Genomic DNA, 18293 nt, shown 5'->3' with positions numbered 1-18293 from the left:
CATATAAACTCTCAGGGATGCGTAATCTAGTGTGATCTGTCTCACTATATCCGCAGCCTAAGATTACCTTTCTGTGCTGAATTGTATTTTTATGGCGGAATATTTGACTGCTGGTTATCTTAATGGCAGGAAATAAAACTGTTTTTTGCTGCGACAAAGATAATTGAAACTCAGCATTGAAGTATAAGTAAATGTTATTACCGCGAGTGTGAATGAAACCGCGTTTATTTTGATTTAATATGCAATGAGGTAAGCGGCCGCGCTGACGATTGATCCAGGTCATCGCCGTCGGAGGCTAAAAATGGCAGGCTTGGCCCCTTTCTTGAGGCCGGTCTATCAGATTATGCAGTTACAAAAATTAGTCAACATGTTTGGTGGGGATCTTACGCGCCGCTACGGCGAAAAGGTTCATAAACTGACGCTGCATGGTGGATTTAGTTGCCCGAACCGGGATGGCACAATTGGCCGCGGCGGCTGCACATTTTGTAATGTCGCCTCCTTCGCCGACGAGGCCCAGCAGTACCGTTCGATTGCCGATCAGCTGGCGCACCAGGCGCAGTTGGTCAACCGCGCGAAACGTTATCTCGCCTATTTTCAGGCTTATACCAGCACGTTTGCCGAAGTGCAGCTGCTGCGTTCAATGTATCAGCAGGCGGTGAGCCAGGCGAATATCGTGGGGCTGTGCGTCGGCACCCGCCCCGACTGCGTTCCCGATGGGGTGCTGGACCTGCTCAGCGAATATCGGGAGCAGGGCTATGAAATCTGGCTGGAGCTGGGATTGCAGACCGCGCATGATAAAACGCTGCATCGTATCAATCGCGGCCATGACTTTGCCTGCTACCAGCGCACCACCCGACTGGCGCGCGAACGCGGATTAAAAGTCTGCGCGCATCTTATCGTCGGCCTGCCGGGCGAAACCCAGCAGCAGTGCCTGCACACCCTGCAACGGGTGGTCGACACCGGCGTCGATGGTATTAAGCTGCACCCGCTGCATATTGTGACCGGCAGCATCATGGCGAAAGCCTGGCAGGCGGGTCGCCTGAACGGTATTGCGCTGGATGACTATACGGTCACCGCCGGTGAGATGATTCGCCATACCCCGCCGGAGGTGATTTACCATCGCATCTCGGCCAGCGCCCGTCGCCCAACGCTACTGGCACCGCTGTGGTGCGAAAACCGCTGGACCGGTATGGTCGAGCTGGACAAATACCTTAATGCCTATGGCGTTCAGGGGTCGGCATTGGGGACGCCGTGGATCCAGCCTGCCTGATGTTCCACTTCCTTAACGGCTGATTACCGCCGCATTTTTTGCACAACTTACAGCGTAATGTTCAGAATTGGGTATTATTGTGCGGAGTTGGCGATAAGGAATCCCTCATGAAGCAAATTCGTATGCTGGCGCAGTACTATGTCGACCTGATGATGAAGTTAGGTCTGGTGCGCTTTTCAATGCTGTTGGCTCTGGCGCTGGTGGTGCTGGCTATCGTGGTGCAGATGGCCGTCACGATGGTGCTGCATGGACAGGTGGAGAGTATTGATGTCATCCGCTCTATCTTCTTCGGGCTGCTGATTACCCCCTGGGCGGTCTATTTTCTGTCAGTGGTGGTCGAACAGCTGGAAGAGTCGCGTCAGCGCCTCTCGCGGCTGGTGGAAAAGCTGGAAGAGATGCGCGAGCGCGATCTTAAGCTTAACGTACAGCTCAAGGATAATATCGCCCAGTTGAACCAGGAAATTGGCGAACGTGAAAAAGCGGAAGCGGAGCGCGAAACCACGCTGGAACAGCTGAAAATAGAGATGAAAGAGCGCGAAGAGACGCAAATTCAGCTAGAGCAACAATCCTCTTTCCTGCGCTCTTTCCTTGATGCCTCACCGGATCTGGTTTTCTATCGTAACGAAGATAAAGAGTTCTCCGGCTGTAACCGGGCGATGGAATTGTTGACCGGTAAAAGCGAAAAGCAGCTGATTCACCTCAAGCCGCAGGATGTCTATAGCGAAGAAGCCGCGGTGAAAGTGCTGGAGACCGATGAGAAAGTCTTCCGCCATAATGTCTCACTGACCTACGAACAATGGCTCGATTATCCCGATGGGCGTAAAGCCTGCTTTGAGATCCGCAAGGTCCCCTACTATGACCGCGTGGGCAAGCGCCGTGGCCTGATGGGCTTTGGCCGCGATATTACCGAGCGTAAGCGCTATCAGGACGCGTTGGAGCGCGCCAGCCGGGACAAGACCACCTTTATCTCAACCATCAGCCACGAGCTGCGTACGCCGCTCAATGGCATCGTTGGGCTCAGCCGCATCCTGCTGGATACTGAATTGACCAACGAGCAGGAAAAATATCTGAAAACTATCCATGTTTCAGCGGTGACGCTGGGGAATATCTTCAACGATATTATCGATATGGATAAGATGGAGCGGCGCAAAGTTCAGCTTGATAATCAGGAGGTGGATTTTACCAGCTTCCTTGCCGATCTGGAGAACCTCTCAGGCCTGCAGGCGCAGCAGAAAGGTTTGCGCTTTGTGATGGAGCCAACCCAGCCGCTGCCGCATAAGGTGATAACCGATGGCACGCGTCTGCGGCAGATCCTGTGGAACCTGATCAGCAATGCGGTGAAGTTTACCCAACAGGGCAATGTCACCGTGCGCGTCCGCTATGACGAAGGCGATATGCTGCACTTCGAAGTCGAGGACTCCGGTATCGGTATCCCGCAGGCGGAGCAGGACAAAATTTTCGCCATGTATTATCAGGTGAAAGACAGCCACGGCGGTAAACCGGCAACCGGTACCGGTATCGGGCTGGCGGTATCGCGCCGGCTGGCGCGCAATATGGGTGGCGATATCAGCGTGACCAGCCAGCCGGGGCAGGGGGCGACGTTTACCTTGACCGTACACGCGCAGGCGGTAGCTGATGAAGTTGAAGATACGCTGGCCGAAGACGATATGCCGCTGCCGGCGCTGAATGTGCTGCTGGTGGAAGATATCGAACTGAACGTGATTGTCGCCCGTTCGGTGCTGGAAAAATTGGGCAACAGCGTGGACGTGGCGATGACAGGTAAAGCCGCGCTGGAGATGTTCGAACCCGGCGAATACGACCTGGTGCTGCTGGACATTCAGCTACCGGACATGACCGGCCTCGATATCTCGCGACAGCTAAAACAACGCTATGCCGCCGATGAGTTGCCGCCGCTGGTGGCGCTGACCGCCAACGTCCTGAAGGACAAAAAAGAGTACCTTGATGCCGGCATGGATGATGTACTGAGCAAGCCGCTGTCGGTACCGGCGTTAACCGCGATCATCAAGAAATTCTGGGATGCGCCGGAAGACGATGGCCATGAGGCGCCTGCGGTGGATGTGGCGAAATCGGCATCGGTACTGGATACCGACATGCTGGAACAATATATTGAGCTGGTGGGACCGAAGCTGATTACCGACGGGCTGGCGGTGTTCGAGAAGATGATGCCGGGCTACATGTCCGTGCTGGAATCGAATCTCACCGCGCGCGACCAGAAAGGTATCGTCGATGAAGGCCATAAAATTAAGGGCGCGGCGGGGTCGATAGGCTTGCGCCATATCCAGCAATTAGGGCAGCAGATCCAAACGCCAGATTTACCCGCCTGGGAAGACAACGTCGGCGAGTGGGTAGAAGAGATGAAATCCGAGTGGCAAAACGATGTTGCGGTACTGAAGGCCTGGATTGCGGCGGCGGATAAAAAATGACCCCGGATAAACCGGGGTGCGCGAATACTGCGCCAACACCAGGGAACTGGTTGTTGAGCCAGGATTGTTCGAGTGATTTTTTTACACGGCGCAACCTGAGGATTTGGCTTGCTCGCTCATTAAGATAGCAAACCATAAATATTTTGTTACGTGAATCGGTAAAATATGTGAAGCATAGCGAGTAAATCAAAATTATTTACTTGTTTCATAGAGTTGCGCTAAGGGGTTAGCAAGATGAAGAAGATTGGCGTGGTACTAAGCGGCTGTGGTGTTTACGACGGCGCAGAAATCCATGAAGCGGTCATTACCCTGTTGGCCATTGCGCGTCGCGGCGCGCAGGCGGTTTGCTTTGCGCCGGATAAGGCGCAAACCGACGTGATCAACCATCTGACCGGCGAAACGATGGCGGAAAGCCGCAATGTGCTGATTGAAGCGGCGCGCCTGGCGCGCGGCGCTATTCAGCCTTTGGCCAGCGCCCGCGCGGACGAGCTGGATGCGCTGGTTGTGCCAGGCGGCTTTGGCGCGGCGAAAAACCTGAGTAATTTTGCCGCCCAGGGAAGTGAATGCGTTGTTGATCGCGATCTGCAGGCATTAACGCTGGCGATGCACGAAGCGGGTAAGCCGCTGGGCTTTATGTGTATCGCGCCGGCGCTGTTGCCGAAGATTTTCCCGACGCCGCTGCGGATAACCATCGGTACCGATCCGGATACTGCCGAGGTGCTGGAAGAGATGGGCGCGGAGCACGTGCCGTGCCCGGTTGACGACATCGTGGTCGATGAAGACAACAAGGTGGTGACCACGCCTGCTTATATGCTGGCGCAGAATATTGCCGAGGCCGCCAGCGGTATTGAGAAACTGGTCGATCGCGTACTGGTTCTCGCTGAATGAGTAAGCGTGTTGCGCCGCTGGCGATGATTAAGCGCCTGCTGTTACGCCTGCTGCTGGTCTGTGTGGTGTTCTGGGGCGGCGGTATCGCCGTATTCAGCGTCCTGCCGGTGCCGTTCTCAGCGGTGATGCTGGAGCGCCAGGTTAGCGCCTGGTTCTCCGGTGATTTCCATTATGTCGCCCATTCTGATTGGGTTGGCATGGACGAGATTTCCCCCTGGATGGGGCTGGCGGTGATTGCTGCTGAAGATCAGAAATTCCCCGACCACTGGGGTTTTGACGTGCCGGCAATCGAAAAAGCGCTGGCGCACAACGAACGGAATGAAAATCGTATTCGCGGCGCGTCGACGCTCTCTCAGCAGACGGCGAAAAACCTGTTTTTATGGGATGGCCGCAGCTGGTTGCGCAAGGGGCTGGAAGTGGGCTTGACCGTCGGGATCGAAACGGTCTGGAGCAAGAAGCGCATTCTTACCGTGTACTTGAATATTGCCGAGTTTGGCGACGGTATTTTCGGCGTAGAAGCGGCGGCCCAGCGCTATTTTCATAAGCCGGCCAGCCGTTTGACCCCTGCAGAGGCCGCGCTGCTGGCGGCGGTATTACCGAACCCGATTCGTTTTCGCGCCGATGCGCCATCAGGCTATGTTCATAGCCGACAGGCGTGGATCCTGCGCCAGATGCGTCAGTTAGGCGGCGAAGGCTTTATGCAGGCCAATAAGCTGCATTAACCGCGATCCCGCCGGGAGATGATTAGTCTTCATCAAACCCGGCGTTGAACAGCGCAATCACCGCCGCCAGCGCTTCGACTTCCTGCGGGCCGCTGGCCTCAACCTCAATTTGGCGTCCTTTGGCGGAATCCAGCATCAGCAGGGCGATAACGCTGTTGGCTTCCGCTTCGGTGCCTTCGTCGTTGCGTAGCAACACTTCCGCATCGAAATTCTGCATCAGCTCGAAAAGCTTCATTGCCGGGCGCGCGTGCATGCCCAGCTTGTTGGTGATTTCAACGGTTTGCTTGACGGTCATGATTTACGTTTTTCCAGCGTCCGGTGACGAGATTGCACGTTCTTACCGCGCGAACGGAAGTAGTCAGCCAGCTGTTCGGCAATATAGACCGAGCGATGCTTACCGCCGGTACAACCAATGGCTACCGTCAGATAGCTGCGGTTATTGGTTTCCAGCATCGGCAACCATAGCTCCAGATAGCTACGCGTCTGGTAAATAAAGTTATGCACTTCCGTATGGCGATCGAGGAAGGCGGCAACCGGTTTATCGAGGCCGGTCATGGGGCGCAGCTTCGGATCCCAGTGCGGGTTTGGCAGGAAGCGGACGTCAAACACGTAATCGGCATCGATAGGGATACCGTGTTTGAAGCCGAATGATTCAAAGACCATCGTCAATTCACGCTCGCGTTTACCTAACAGGCGGGTACGCAGCATCTCGGCCAGTTCATGCACCGACATTTCGGAAGTATCGACGATCAGATCCGCACGGGAGCGCAGCGGCTCAAGCAGATCGCTCTCTTCGTCGATCGCGCTTTCAAGCGACAGATTCTTGCTGGAGAGCGGATGTAAGCGACGGGTATCGCTGTAGCGGCGGATCAGGGTGTTGCGGTCGGCATCAAGGAACAGCAGCTGCGGGGAGAAGGATTCCGGCAGATTCTGCATCGCTTGTTCAAAGATTTCCGGTGATTCCGGCATATTGCGCACGTCAATGCTGACGGCCGCAGAGATATCGCGGTCGGCCAGCGTTCGCGCCAGCTCAGGCAACAGCACTACCGGCAGGTTATCCACACAGTAGAAGCCCATATCTTCCAGCGCTCGCAGGGCGACGGATTTCCCCGAGCCAGAGCGGCCGCTGACGATCATCAGTACCATGTACCGTTTCTCCTCAGTACGATAAAGGTTAAGACGCGACTCACGTTAAGCGTCATCGCTGCTTCCTGCTTCGGTGATGATCTCATACAACTCTTCATCGCTCACCGCAGCGCGCAGGCGACGGCAGATGGTTTTGTCCGCCAGACGTTTGGCGACCAGCGAGAGCGTATGCAGATGGGTTTTGGTTTGATCGGCCGGCACCAGTAGCGCAAACAGCAGATCGACCGGCTGATTGTCGATCGCATCGAAGGCGATCGGCGTTTCCAACTGCACAAATACGCCAACGGCGCGCAGGGTATCCTCTTCAAGCTTGCCGTGAGGGATCGCAATGCCGTTGCCGATCCCGGTACTGCCCATTTTTTCACGGGTCAGGATCGCTTCAAAGACCACCTGCGGCGGTAAACCTAGCTGCTTCGCCGCCAGTTCGCTGATGATTTCCAGCGCGCGTTTCTTGCTCTGGCAGTGAACCTGGCTACGGGTACAATCCTGGTTAAGGACATTGCTCAGTTGTAGAGCGGAATCGTTGTTCATCATAATTTCACCTGAGCTGCCCTTATCCGCGGGCTGCGGATAAGGGCGATCGCCCGGACAATTAGTGTTGTTTCAGTTTATCTTTATGTTTTGTTAACTGTCTTGCCAGCTTATCGATAAGACCATCGATAGCGGCATACATATCCTGCCCTTCCGCACTGGCATGGATTTCGCCACCGTTGACATGCAAATTGGCGTCCGCGATTTGCGTCACCTTCTCTACTTTTAACACAATATAGACCTGGTTGATCCTATCGAAAAACTGCTCCAGTTTGCTGAACTTCGTAGTGACGAAGTCGCGCATGGCGGGAGTGATCTCGACGTTGTGTCCTGTAATGTTGAGCTGCATAGTGTCTTCCTTATCGGTTGTGTCAGACCAGTTGTTTGCGCTGGTTTGACGGCGGAATGGATAAAGACTCTCGGTACTTAGCAACAGTGCGCCGCGCCACCATAATACCCTGATCGGAGAGCATGGTGGTGAGCTTGCTGTCGCTCAACGGCTTCGCGGGGTTCTCCGCGGCGATTAACTTCTTCACCAGCGCACGAATGGCGGTAGACGAGGCTTCGCCGCCGCCTTCGGTATTGACGTGGCTGGAGAAGAAATACTTCAACTCAAAAATACCGCGTGGACTGTGCAGATATTTTTGCGTGGTAACGCGTGAAATGGTTGATTCATGCATCTCGACGGCCTGGGCGATATCCGCCAGCACCATCGGTTTCATAAATTCTTCACCCTGCTCAAAGAAGGCCTGCTGCTGTTCGACGATGCAGCGGCTGACGCGCAGCAGGGTATCGTTACGGCTCTCAAGGCTCTTAATCAGCCAGCGGGCTTCTTGCAGGTTGCTGCGGATAAACTGGCTGTCGGCGTCGTTGCGCGCATTATTGCCCATCGCCGCGTATTGCTGATTAATCTTCAGCCGCGGAATGCTGTCGGAATTGAGCTCGACGACCCAGCGGCCGTTAACCTTGCGCACCAGTACATCCGGGATCACGTATTCCGGCTCGCTGGTTTGAATGGACTGACCCGGGCGCGGATCCAGCGACTGGATCAGGCAAACCGCCTCTTTCAGAACGTCTTCTTTCAAGCGAGTGACGCGCATCAGGCTACGGAAATCGTGGTTGGCCAGGAGATCAAGATGCTCGCTGATAATCAACCTGGCTTCTTCCAGCCACGGTGTCTCTTTGGCAAATTGTGAAAGCTGGATCAGCAGGCAGTCACGGAGATCCCTGGCGGCGACGCCGACCGGATCGAAACGCTGTACGCGCTTGAGTACCGCTTCAACTTCCTCAAGACCAATTTCATCATCTTCGATACTGTCGACAATGTCCTGAATGGAAATAGTGAGGTAGCCGGTATCGTCAACGGCATCGACGATGGAGGTGGCTATCGCGCGGTCGGTATCGGTGAATGGCGTGAGCTCGACCTGCCACATCAGATAATCCTGCAGGCTTTGGGTGGTCTCACCCTGATAGATCGGCAGTTCATCGTCCTGGTAGTCGACGCCATTACCCGACGGCGTGCCGGCGGTGTAGATTTCATCCCAGCTGGCGTCCAGCGGGAGCTCGTCCGGCATCTCTTTTTGTTCGAGCGCGTCGACGGTATCCAGAGACTCGCGGTCCTCGGCTTCTGTGGTTTCAACCTCTTCGTGAAGATCGGTTTGCTCAAGCAACGGGTTACTCTCCAGCGCCTGCTGGAGTTCTTGCTGGAGTTCTAACGTGGACAGCTGCAACAAGCGGATGGCCTGCTGCAGTTGGGGCGTCATGGCAAGCTGTTGGCTTAGCCTTAATTGCAAACCTTGCTTCATGTTCAGGGTCAATATCTCCGGCTAAAACGTCTATAACCTCTACCCTATCAGAGTCTGAAGTCTTCCCCAAGGTACACGCGTTTAACCTGCTCGTCTTCAAGGATTTGCTGCGGGGTGCCGTGGGCGATGAGATGGCCCTGGCTCACGATATAAGCTCGTTCACAGACCGCCAGCGTCTCCCTGACGTTATGGTCAGTAATGAGTACGCCCAGCCCGCTGTCGCGCAGGTGTTCGATGATGCGTTTAATATCGATAACAGAGATAGGGTCAACCCCGGCGAACGGTTCATCCAGCAGGATGAATTTCGGGTTCGCCGCCAGCGCGCGGGCGATTTCGACGCGGCGGCGTTCACCGCCGGAGAGCGCCTGGCCCAGGCTATCGCGCAGGTGTTCAATGTGGAACTCTTCCATCAGCTCTTTAGCGCGATCTTCACGCTGCTCGCTGCTGAGATCGTCGCGGATCTGTAGCACCGCCATCAGATTATCGTAGACGCTCAGGCGGCGGAAAATAGAGGCTTCCTGCGGCAGGTAACCGATGCCGCGCCGCGCGCGGGCATGTAGCGGCAGCAGGCTGATATCTTCATCGTCAATGATGATGTTGCCGGCGTCGCGCGGCACGATGCCTACCACCATATAAAAGGTGGTGGTCTTACCGGCGCCGTTCGGGCCCAGCAGGCCGACGATTTCACCGGAGTTGACGGTCAGGCTGACGTCTTCCACCACGCGGCGGCCTTTGTAGGCTTTGGCGAGATTTTTTGCAGTTAATGTTGCCATAACGGATTACTTACCTTTCTTCTGCTGATCGCCGCTTTTGTCCTGCAACTGCGAAGGTACCAGCACCGTAGTCACGCGACCGCCTTTGTTGCTGAAGGCCTGCATTTTCTGCTCTTTCACCAGATAGGTGATTTTGTCGCCCTGAATATTGCTATCCAGCTGTTCCAGATGCGCGTTGCCGGTCAGCACCACGAAATCGTTCTGCAGTTCATAATGCATTTTCGACGCGCGGCCTTTCACCGGCTTGCCGTTGTCCTGCATCTGATAGAAGGTGGCCGGATTGCCGAAACCGTCGATCACCTCTTTGCCTTTTTCACCGCCAGGGCGGGTAACCACGACTTTGTCGGCATTGATTTTAATGGTCCCTTGGGTGACGACCACGTTGCCGGTGAAGGTCACGACGTTGCCCTGCATATCCAACGACTGCTGATCGGACTCGATGTGAATCGGCTGATCGGTATCGCCGGTTTTTGCCAGAGCCGGCAGGCTGGCGGCCAGAAGCGCGCTTGCGAGCGCAATGTTAAGGCTGAGTTTGTTTGTTCTGAATTTCATAAGAGGTTCTAACCTTTTCAATCAGCTCGGCATTTTTGCTGCGTAGGTTCCCGCGCATTTTCAGGCCGCTGGAATTAAATGTTGTTCCGTACAACGTCACCATATCGTCAGAGGTTACATCCTGGGTCACCAGGTTTACCTGCGCGTTATCGGTGGTAATTTTGCGCAGTTGAGAGTCGGGGCTCAACGCGTCGACCTCAACATGGCCGTAAAGATACAGCATACGGTCGTTGGTTAACTTGGCTTTATCCGCTCTGATTGACCAGGTCGGAACCTTATTGGTATCAAAGGTGGTCATCACCGGATTGGTGAACCACGATACTTCTTGTTCGGAAAAGTATTCGACATGCTCGGCTATCAGACGATAACTCAGCGCGCCTTCCGGGCTGTACACCACGGTATCGGTATGCTCGCTTTTATACGTCGGATCGTTAGGATTGACCGCGACGGTCGCGGTGTCGTCCGTACTCGCCAGGTTCAGGCCGATCAGGATCAACGCGACCAGCGATAGTAAGATGATAACCCAACGTCTGGTTTTACTCATATTGATTGCCCTTTGGCCTCATCAAGCTTGCCCTGCGCCAATAGTAACAAATCGCAGACTTCGCGTACCGCGCCGCGTCCGCCGTTAATTCGCGTGACGTAATTCGCCCGCGGGAGCAGCAGCGGATGCGCATCGGCGACGGCGACGCTTAAACCGACTTCCGCCATTACCGGCCAGTCGATCAGATCGTCGCCAATATAAGCGACTTCATCCGGGCGAACCGCCAGTTTGCTTAATAATTCACGAAACGCCAACAGCTTATCGGACTGACCTTGATACAGATGCGTAATGCCCAGCGTCTGGCAGCGGTCTTCTACCAGTTTAGCTTTTCGCCCGGTAATAATCGCGACTTCAATACCGGAAGTCAGCGCGCAGCGGATCCCGTAGCCATCGCGGACGTTAAACGCTTTCAGCTCTTCGCCGTTGTTGCCCATATAGATAAGACCATCGGAAAGCACGCCGTCGACGTCGAGGATCAGTAAACGGATCTTCGCCGCCCGGTCGATAAATTCCTGGCTTACCGGCCCGTAGCAGGTGTCGACCTGGGCATCAGCATTATTCATTATTTTATCCTTACTTACACTACGCCAGCGCGCAGCAGATCGTGCATATGTACCACACCTAGCAGCCGGTCGCCATCGGCAACCAGCACGCAGGTGATATGGCGGGACTGCATCAGGTTGAGCGCATCTACCGCCAGCATGCCTGGACGAATGCGGATCCCGCCTGGGGTCATGACTTCAGCGATGCTGGCGTTGCGCATATCGACGCCGGTATCGAAGACGCGGCGCAGGTCGCCATCGGTGAAGATGCCGATGATATTCATCTCGTCATCGCAGATGGCCGTCATGCCCAGATTTTTGCGGGTGATTTCCAGCAGCGCGTCGCGCAGGGTAGCCTGCAGGCCGACGTGGGGGATCTCGTCGCCAGTATGCATAATATCATTGACCCGCAGCAGCAGCTTACGACCGAGTGCGCCGCCGGGGTGCGACAGGGCGAAATCTTCGGCGGTAAAGCCGCGCGCTTCGAGCAGCGCCACGGCGAGGGCGTCACCCATCACCAGCGCGGCGGTGGTGCTGGAGGTCGGCGCCAGCCCTAGCGGACAGGCCTCTTTCGGCACTTTCACACACAGATGAATATCGGCGGCGCGCGCCATGCTGCTATCCGGACGGCTGGTGACGCAGATAAGCGGCACCTGCTGGCGTTTAAGCACCGGAATCAACGCCAGGATTTCATTAGATTCACCGGAATTAGATAACGCGATGACCACATCCTGCGGCGTCACCATCCCCAAATCGCCGTGAGCGGCTTCACCGGGATGGACAAAAAAAGCCGAGGTGCCGGTACTGGCGAAGGTCGCCGCCATTTTGCGCCCGATATGCCCGGATTTGCCCATACCCATCACTACGACCTTACCGCCGCAGCGGAAAATCGTCTCACAGGCGCGGGTGAAATCTTCATTAATATACTGATCGAGCTGGGCCAGACCTTCACGTTCAATTTCCAGAACCTGACGTCCTGCCTGTTGAAAGTCAAAATCCGTTGGCAAATCTATTTGCGACATGATGTTACCCCAATTCATTCAACGAAGTACGGCGCTGAACAGAACAGCACCGCCAACCAAACCATAAAGCCGCCGACCAGCAAGGCGCCCGCTACGCGCCCCGGCTGCCGTTTACGCCGCCAGCACAGCAGCGCGAAGATCGCGCTGACCAGCAGCATCACGCTGTAGTCGCGCGTAAAAGCTTCAGCAGGGAAGGCGCCAGGGGCGATTAACGCCGGCAGCCCGAGCACCAGCACGAGATTAAGGATATTGGCGCCAATGATATTCCCGATGGCGATATCGTCTTCCCCTTTTCGTGCGCCGGCGATAGCGGTAGCCAGTTCCGGCAGGCTGGTGCCGATAGCAATGACCGTTAAGCCCACCGTCAGTTCGCTAATGGCGAAATAGTTCGCCAACACCGTGGCGTTATCTACTACCATACGGGTGGCCATCGGCATGACGATCATCGCCACCCCAAGCCACAGCAGGGCGACGGGTAGCGAACCACCGCGCGGTAGCTCCGCCAGCTGTTCCCGGGTCAGGCTATCGCTACCCTGACGTTCCGCCAGGCGCGCTATTTTTAGGGTAAACACCAGCCACAGTATGGCCAGCGCCAGTAAAAACAGCCCGTCCAGACGCGAGAGCTGGCCATCGTAGAGCACAAATCCCGCCAGTAAACTGACCAGCAACATTAGCGGCAATTCGCGGCGCAGGATATCAGAATGCACGGTAAATGGATGGAGCAGGGCGGCAAGACCGAGAATTAATAGAATATTCGTAATATTGGATCCCAACGCCGTACCGATCGCCAGATCGGTTTGCCCGTGAAGGGAGGCGGCGGTGGAAACGATGATCTCCGGCAGGCTGGTACCGATGCTCACGACCGTCATGCCGATGATGAGCGGCGGGATCCCCATCATGCGACACAGTATTGAAGCGGCGTATACCAGACGATCGGCGCTGTAAACTACCAGCAGTAAACCAATTATTAACAGAGCCGTTGCTAAGAGCATCTAAAGTCCTTTCTTCAGGTATAATCGTCGCCTCGCTGGCCGTCCGTACGCAGCGTAACGAATTCTTAATTTTGACTTTATGTGTGGCAAAAGTAAAACAAATGCCAGCTTTCGCTAACCCGGGCAGGTAAGATTCTGTAAAAATGTTGGGTTTGTGGTGAAAGAAAGCGCCATGCTTAGCCCGAAGGTTTAGTAAGGATGATTTTATGAGCCAAACTCTGGCGAATTTAGTCGAGGTTCGCGGTATTCGTTTCTCTCGGGGCGACCGCGTCATCTTCGATGATATCTCGCTATCGGTGCCTCGCGGCAAGATTACCGCCATTATGGGGCCATCGGGGATCGGCAAGACGACCCTGCTGCGTTTGATCGGCGGCCAGATCCCGCCCGACAGCGGCGAGATCCTGTTTGACGGCGAAAACGTGCCGCAAATGACGCGCTCGCGGCTGTATACCGTGCGTAAACGCATGAGCATGCTGTTTCAGTCCGGCGCGCTATTCACCGATATGAACGTGTTTGATAACGTAGCTTACCCGCTGCGCGAACATACTCAGTTGCCGGATGCGCTACTGCACACCACCGTCATGATGAAGCTGGAGGCGGTTGGGCTACGCGGCGCGGCGAAACTGATGCCTTCGGAACTCTCCGGCGGGATGGCGCGGCGCGCGGCGTTGGCGCGGGCGATTGCCCTTGAGCCGGATCTGATCATGTTTGATGAACCTTTCGTCGGACAGGATCCCATCACCATGGGCGTATTGGTTAAACTTATCTCAGAGCTGAATAGTACCCTGGGAGTGACCTGCATTGTGGTATCGCACGACGTACCGGAAGTGTTGAGCATTGCGGATTACGCCTACATCGTGGCGGATAAGAAAATCGTTGCCCACGGCAGCGCGCAATCGCTGCGTGAAAATAGCGATCCGCGCGTGCGCCAGTTCATTGATGGCATCGCTGACGGCCCGGTGCCGTTCCGCTATCCTGCGGGCGATTACCACCATGATTTATTAGGCAAAGGGAGCTAAACGACTCATGCTATTCAATGCGTTGGCAGCGCTCGGACACCGCGGCATCAAAACCACCGCGACCTTCGGGCGCGCCGGATTAATGCTGTTTAATGCCGTGGTGGGCAAGCCGGAATTTCGCAAACATGCTCCGCTGCTGGTGCGCCAGCTGTATAACGTCGGCGTGTTATCGATGCTGATTATTATCGTCTCGGGGCTGTTCATCGGTATGGTACTGGGGCTGCAGGGCTATCTGGTATTAACGACCTATAGCGCAGAGACCAGCCTGGGTATGCTGGTGGCGCTGTCGCTGCTGCGCGAGCTGGGGCCGGTGGTAGCCGCACTGCTTTTCGCCGGGCGAGCCGGTTCGGCGTTAACCGCCGAGATTGGCCTGATGCGGGCGACCGAGCAGCTCTCCAGCATGGAAATGATGGCGGTGGATCCGCTGCGCCGGGTGATTTCGCCGCGCTTCTGGGCCGGGGTTATTTCGCTACCGCTGTTGACGATCATATTCGTCGCCGTGGGCGTCTGGGGCGGTTCGCTGGTTGGCGTCAGCTGGAAAGGCATCGACGCGGGGTTCTTCTGGACCGCGATGCAAAATGCCGTCGACTGGCGAATGGATCTGGTTAACTGCCTGATTAAAAGTCTGGTTTTTGCCGTTACGGTAACCTGGATTGCGTTATTCAATGGTTATGACGCTATCCCCACTTCCGCTGGAATTAGCCGGGCAACGACGCGCACCGTGGTGCATTCGTCGCTGGCGGTTCTGGGGCTGGATTTTGTGCTGACTGCGCTGATGTTTGGGAATTAAGTTCATGCAAACGAAAAAAAATGAGATCTGGGTAGGTGTGTTCTTACTGGCGGCGCTGCTGGCGGCGCTATTTGTCTGTCTGAAGGCGGCGAACGTCACCTCGTTGCGTACCGAACCGACTTATCGTCTTTATGCGACCTTCGATAACATCGGCGGCCTGAAAGCGCGTTCACCGGTGCGCATCGGCGGTGTGGTGGTCGGTCGCGTCGCGGATATCACCCTCGATCCAAAAACCTATCTGCCGCGCGTTGCCATCGATATCGACGAAAGCTACAACCACATTCCGGATACCAGCTCGCTGGCGATTCGTACTTCTGGTTTGCTCGGGGAGCAGTACCTGGCGCTGAACGTCGGTTTTGAAGACCCGGAACTGGGCACCGCGATTCTTAAAGACGGCGGTACGATTCAGGACACCAAGTCCGCCATGGTGTTGGAAGATCTGATAGGCCAGTTCCTCTATAACAGCAAGGGCAGCGATAATCAGAATTCTGACAATGATAAGGCGGCGGCTGAGGGTCATACTGACGCTACGCCGCAGGCCGGCATGACGCATTAATTTCAGGAGAGACAAGATATGTTTAAACGCTTACTCATGGTCGCCATGCTGGTGATTGCTCCACTAACAGCCGCGCATGCCGCGGATCAAACTAACCCGTATAAGTTGATGGACGAAGCGGCGCAGAAGACCTTCGATCGTCTGAAGAACGAACAGCCGAAGATCAAAGCCAACCCGAACTATCTGCGTGATATCGTCGATCAGGAACTGCTGCCTTACGTGCAGGTGAAATATGCCGGCGCGCTGGTGCTGGGCCGTTACTACAAAGAGGCGACGCCTGCACAACGTGAAGCCTATTTCGCCGCCTTCCGCGAGTATCTGAAACAGGCTTACGGTCAGGCGCTGGCGATGTATCACGGCCAGACTTACCAAATTGCGCCTGAGCAGCCGCTGGGCAGCGCAACCATCGTGCCGATTCGCGTCACCATCCTCGACCCGAATGGCCGTCCTCCGGTACGTCTGGACTTCCAATGGCGTAAAAATACCCAGACCGGCAACTGGCAGGCTTATGACATGATCGCCGAAGGCGTCAGCATGATCACCACCAAACAAAACGAGTGGAGCGACCTGCTGCGCACGAAAGGTGTTGATGGTCTGACCGCGCAGCTGAAAGCTATTTCTGCCCAGCCTATCACTCTGGATCAGAAGAAATAATGAGCGAACAACTGAGCTGGAACCGCGACGGTGAACGCCTGGCGTTGCGCGGCGAACTGGATCAGGAATTTATACTGCCGCTGTGGAATGCACGCGCGCAGGCGACCGACGGCGTATCCACTATCGACCTCAGCGACGTTTCACGGGTCGATAGCGCCGGGGTAGCGTTGCTGGTTCATTTTGTCGCGCTGGTACGTCGGCAGGGCAAAACGGCGCAAGTGGTAGGGAAAAGCGAAAACCTGCAAACGCTGGTTAGTCTTTACAACCTTCCGGCGGACATGATCCCGTAAATTTTTCAGTAGGTTAATGCTGAAGCTATTCTGAAAGCCCCATCAATCTGTTCGATGGGGCTTTTTGCTTGTTTAAGACAGCGCCACTTTCCTCTAAGATGTTGGGCTGTTTTCACACTCAGAAAAATGTGATCCCATGGAAAATCATGAAATTCAGACCGTGCTGATGAACGCACTCTCCCTTCAGGAAGTCCACGTCTCTGGCGATGGCAGCCACTTTCAGGTTATCGCTGTGGGTGAGATGTTTGACGGCATGAGCCGGGTAAAAAAACAGCAGGCAATCTACGCGCCGCTGATGGAATATATTGCCGACAATCGCATTCATGCGCTGTCGATCAAAGCGTTTACCCCGCAAGAATGGGCACGCGATCGCAAACTTAATGGCTTTTAAGCTGTAGGGATGTTCCCTACAGCGTTGATGAATTTTTAACCGAGAACAGAATCAATGGATAAATTCCGTGTTCAGGGGCCGACTCGCCTGCAGGGCGAGGTCACCATTTCCGGCGCTAAAAACGCTGCCCTGCCAATCCTCTTTGCCGCGCTGTTAGCCGAAGAGCCGATTGAAATCCAGAACGTACCGAAGCTGAAAGATATCGATACCACCATGAAGCTGCTGAGCCAGCTGGGCGCGAAGGTCGAGCGCAATGGTTCCGTATGGATCGATGCTGGCCCGGTAAATGTTTTCTGTGCTCCGTACGATTTAGTGAAAACCATGCGCGCTTCCATCTGGGCGCTGGGGCCGCTGGTGGCGCGTTTCGGCCAGGGCCAGGTTTCTCTGCCGGGCGGCTGCGCTATCGGCGCGCGTCCGGTCGACCTGCACATTACCGGCCTGGAACAGCTGGGCGCGGAAATCAAACTGGAAGAAGGCTATGTGAAGGCGTCGGTTAACGGGCGTCTGAAAGGCGCGCATATCGTGATGGATAAGGTCAGCGTAGGCGCGACCGTGACTATCATGAGCGCGGCGACGCTGGCTGAAGGCACGACCGTGATTGAAAACGCCGCGCGCGAGCCGGAAATCGTCGATACCGCTAACTTCCTTAACGCGCTGGGCGCGAAGATTACGGGTCAGGGTTCCGACCGTATCACCATTGAGGGCGTTGCGCGTCTGGGTGGCGGCGTTTATCGCGTGCTGCCGGACCGTATCGAAACCGGTACCTTCCTGGTCGCTGCGGCGATCTCCGGCGGTAAAATTATGTGCCGCCATGCGCAGCCTGATACCCTGGATGCGGTACTGGCTAAGCTGCGTGAAGCTGGCGCGGACATTGAAGTCGGTGAAGACTGGATTAGCCTCGATATGCACGGCAACCGTCCGAAAGCGGTCAACGTGCGTACCGCGCCGCACCCGGGTTTCCCAACCGACATGCAGGCGCAGTTCACCTTGCTGAACCTGGTGGCTGAAGGAACGGGCGTTATCACCGAAACCATCTTCGAGAACCGCTTCATGCACATTCCGGAACTGATCCGTATGGGCGCGCACGCGGAAATCGAAAGTAATACCGCGATTTGCCATGGTGTCGCGAAGCTGTCCGGCGCACAGGTCATGGCGACCGACCTGCGTGCATCTGCAAGCCTGGTGCTGGCGGGTTGTATTGCGGAAGGGACGACCATCGTCGACCGAATCTATCATATCGATCGCGGCTATGAGCGCATCGAAGATAAACTGCAGGCTCTGGGCGCGAATATCGAACGCGTCAAAGGCGAGTAATTCTGCTGCGGTAGCAGCCCTCTGACGTCCGTCCGGGGGCTGTTATCG

General features: G+C 55.7%; 22 protein-coding genes. 11 read left to right on the top strand and 11 right to left on the bottom strand.

Annotated features, from left to right (window positions below):
• Nucleotides 1-343: 343 nt before the first annotated feature.
• From mnmL to mtgA, 4 genes are all read left to right on the top strand, one after another.
• Entirely contained in the window at nucleotides 344-1270 is a 927-nt protein-coding gene (gene mnmL, locus AC2CGP_RS14115; protein WP_032710614.1) for a tRNA modification radical SAM protein MnmL/YtqA, read from the top strand.
• Between the two features lie 107 nt (nucleotides 1271-1377).
• The gene (gene arcB, locus AC2CGP_RS14110; protein ID WP_015369488.1) at nucleotides 1378-3714 is read left to right on the top strand and encodes an aerobic respiration two-component sensor histidine kinase ArcB; all 2337 of its coding nucleotides are present in this window, start codon (nucleotides 1378-1380) and stop codon (nucleotides 3712-3714) included.
• A gap of 234 nt (nucleotides 3715-3948) precedes the next feature.
• Nucleotides 3949-4602, top strand: coding sequence for an isoprenoid biosynthesis glyoxalase ElbB (gene elbB / locus AC2CGP_RS14105; protein ID WP_020077831.1), 654 nt, complete (start codon nucleotides 3949-3951; stop codon nucleotides 4600-4602).
• Nucleotides 4599-5324, top strand: coding sequence for a monofunctional biosynthetic peptidoglycan transglycosylase (mtgA, locus tag AC2CGP_RS14100; protein WP_015369490.1), 726 nt, complete (start codon nucleotides 4599-4601; stop codon nucleotides 5322-5324). Before elbB ends, mtgA begins: the two co-directional genes overlap by 4 nt.
• Nucleotides 5325-5346: 22 nt before the next feature.
• On the opposite strand, the gene npr is transcribed toward mtgA, so the two are convergent.
• From npr to AC2CGP_RS14045, 11 genes are read right to left on the bottom strand one after another with little or no spacing between them, the layout of a single operon-like run.
• The gene (gene npr, locus AC2CGP_RS14095; RefSeq protein ID WP_002918431.1) at nucleotides 5347-5619 is read right to left on the bottom strand and encodes a PTS phosphocarrier protein NPr; all 273 of its coding nucleotides are present in this window, start codon (nucleotides 5617-5619) and stop codon (nucleotides 5347-5349) included.
• Entirely contained in the window at nucleotides 5616-6470 is an 855-nt protein-coding gene (gene rapZ / locus AC2CGP_RS14090; RefSeq protein ID WP_015369491.1) for an RNase adapter RapZ, read from the bottom strand. The genes npr and rapZ overlap by 4 nt, the downstream gene beginning before the upstream one ends.
• 45 nt (nucleotides 6471-6515) lie before the next feature.
• Complete coding sequence (gene ptsN, locus AC2CGP_RS14085) at nucleotides 6516-7004, bottom strand: PTS IIA-like nitrogen regulatory protein PtsN (protein WP_015369492.1); 489 nt, start codon at nucleotides 7002-7004, stop codon at nucleotides 6516-6518.
• 58 nt (nucleotides 7005-7062) lie between these two features.
• On the bottom strand, nucleotides 7063-7350 hold the full coding sequence (gene hpf, locus AC2CGP_RS14080; protein ID WP_004125711.1) for a ribosome hibernation promoting factor: 288 nt from the start codon (nucleotides 7348-7350) through the stop codon (nucleotides 7063-7065).
• Between the two features lie 22 nt (nucleotides 7351-7372).
• Entirely contained in the window at nucleotides 7373-8806 is a 1434-nt protein-coding gene (rpoN, locus tag AC2CGP_RS14075; RefSeq protein WP_015703606.1) for an RNA polymerase factor sigma-54, read from the bottom strand.
• A 47-nt stretch (nucleotides 8807-8853) separates the two neighbouring features.
• Complete coding sequence (lptB, locus tag AC2CGP_RS14070) at nucleotides 8854-9579, bottom strand: LPS export ABC transporter ATP-binding protein (RefSeq protein WP_004206203.1); 726 nt, start codon at nucleotides 9577-9579, stop codon at nucleotides 8854-8856.
• A gap of 6 nt (nucleotides 9580-9585) precedes the next feature.
• The gene (gene lptA / locus AC2CGP_RS14065; RefSeq protein WP_015369494.1) at nucleotides 9586-10131 is read right to left on the bottom strand and encodes a lipopolysaccharide ABC transporter substrate-binding protein LptA; all 546 of its coding nucleotides are present in this window, start codon (nucleotides 10129-10131) and stop codon (nucleotides 9586-9588) included.
• Nucleotides 10100-10675, bottom strand: a complete 576-nt coding sequence (gene lptC, locus AC2CGP_RS14060; RefSeq protein WP_015369495.1) for an LPS export ABC transporter periplasmic protein LptC — start codon at nucleotides 10673-10675, stop codon at nucleotides 10100-10102. Before lptC ends, lptA begins: the two co-directional genes overlap by 32 nt.
• Entirely contained in the window at nucleotides 10672-11238 is a 567-nt protein-coding gene (gene kdsC, locus AC2CGP_RS14055) for a 3-deoxy-manno-octulosonate-8-phosphatase KdsC (protein ID WP_015369496.1), read from the bottom strand. Before kdsC ends, lptC begins: the two co-directional genes overlap by 4 nt.
• 14 nt (nucleotides 11239-11252) lie before the next feature.
• Complete coding sequence (kdsD, locus tag AC2CGP_RS14050) at nucleotides 11253-12239, bottom strand: arabinose-5-phosphate isomerase KdsD (RefSeq protein WP_015369497.1); 987 nt, start codon at nucleotides 12237-12239, stop codon at nucleotides 11253-11255.
• Nucleotides 12240-12253: 14 nt separating this feature from the next.
• Nucleotides 12254-13231 carry a calcium/sodium antiporter gene (locus tag AC2CGP_RS14045; RefSeq protein ID WP_015369498.1) on the bottom strand — a complete coding sequence of 326 codons (978 nt, stop codon included), beginning with the start codon at nucleotides 13229-13231 and terminating at the stop codon, nucleotides 12254-12256.
• Between the two features lie 206 nt (nucleotides 13232-13437).
• Between AC2CGP_RS14045 and mlaF the strand changes: the two genes are divergently transcribed.
• The 7 genes from mlaF to murA all read left to right on the top strand — a co-directional run bounded on the left by mlaF (nucleotide 13438) and on the right by murA (nucleotide 18245).
• Nucleotides 13438-14250 carry a phospholipid ABC transporter ATP-binding protein MlaF gene (mlaF, locus tag AC2CGP_RS14040; RefSeq protein WP_015369499.1) on the top strand — a complete coding sequence of 271 codons (813 nt, stop codon included), beginning with the start codon at nucleotides 13438-13440 and terminating at the stop codon, nucleotides 14248-14250.
• Nucleotides 14251-14257: 7 nt separating this feature from the next.
• Nucleotides 14258-15040: a lipid asymmetry maintenance ABC transporter permease subunit MlaE gene (gene mlaE, locus AC2CGP_RS14035; RefSeq protein WP_015369500.1), complete on the top strand. Its 783-nt coding sequence runs from the start codon at nucleotides 14258-14260 to the stop codon at nucleotides 15038-15040.
• Between the two features lie 4 nt (nucleotides 15041-15044).
• On the top strand, nucleotides 15045-15596 hold the full coding sequence (gene mlaD, locus AC2CGP_RS14030) for an outer membrane lipid asymmetry maintenance protein MlaD (RefSeq protein WP_015369501.1): 552 nt from the start codon (nucleotides 15045-15047) through the stop codon (nucleotides 15594-15596).
• 18 nt (nucleotides 15597-15614) lie between these two features.
• Nucleotides 15615-16250: a phospholipid-binding protein MlaC gene (gene mlaC, locus AC2CGP_RS14025; RefSeq protein ID WP_015369502.1), complete on the top strand. Its 636-nt coding sequence runs from the start codon at nucleotides 15615-15617 to the stop codon at nucleotides 16248-16250.
• Complete coding sequence (gene mlaB / locus AC2CGP_RS14020) at nucleotides 16250-16540, top strand: lipid asymmetry maintenance protein MlaB (RefSeq protein ID WP_015369503.1); 291 nt, start codon at nucleotides 16250-16252, stop codon at nucleotides 16538-16540. The genes mlaC and mlaB overlap by 1 nt, the downstream gene beginning before the upstream one ends.
• A 136-nt stretch (nucleotides 16541-16676) precedes the next feature.
• Nucleotides 16677-16931 (top strand): BolA family iron metabolism protein IbaG, encoded by a 255-nt coding sequence (gene ibaG / locus AC2CGP_RS14015; protein WP_015369504.1) that lies wholly within the window; start codon nucleotides 16677-16679, stop codon nucleotides 16929-16931.
• Between the two features lie 54 nt (nucleotides 16932-16985).
• Nucleotides 16986-18245 carry a UDP-N-acetylglucosamine 1-carboxyvinyltransferase gene (gene murA, locus AC2CGP_RS14010; RefSeq protein WP_015369505.1) on the top strand — a complete coding sequence of 420 codons (1260 nt, stop codon included), beginning with the start codon at nucleotides 16986-16988 and terminating at the stop codon, nucleotides 18243-18245.
• Nucleotides 18246-18293 lie beyond the last annotated feature (48 nt).

Source organism: Klebsiella sp. SYXHC3, assembly GCF_057196925.1.
This window is presented reverse-complemented; position numbering and strand designations above follow the sequence as displayed.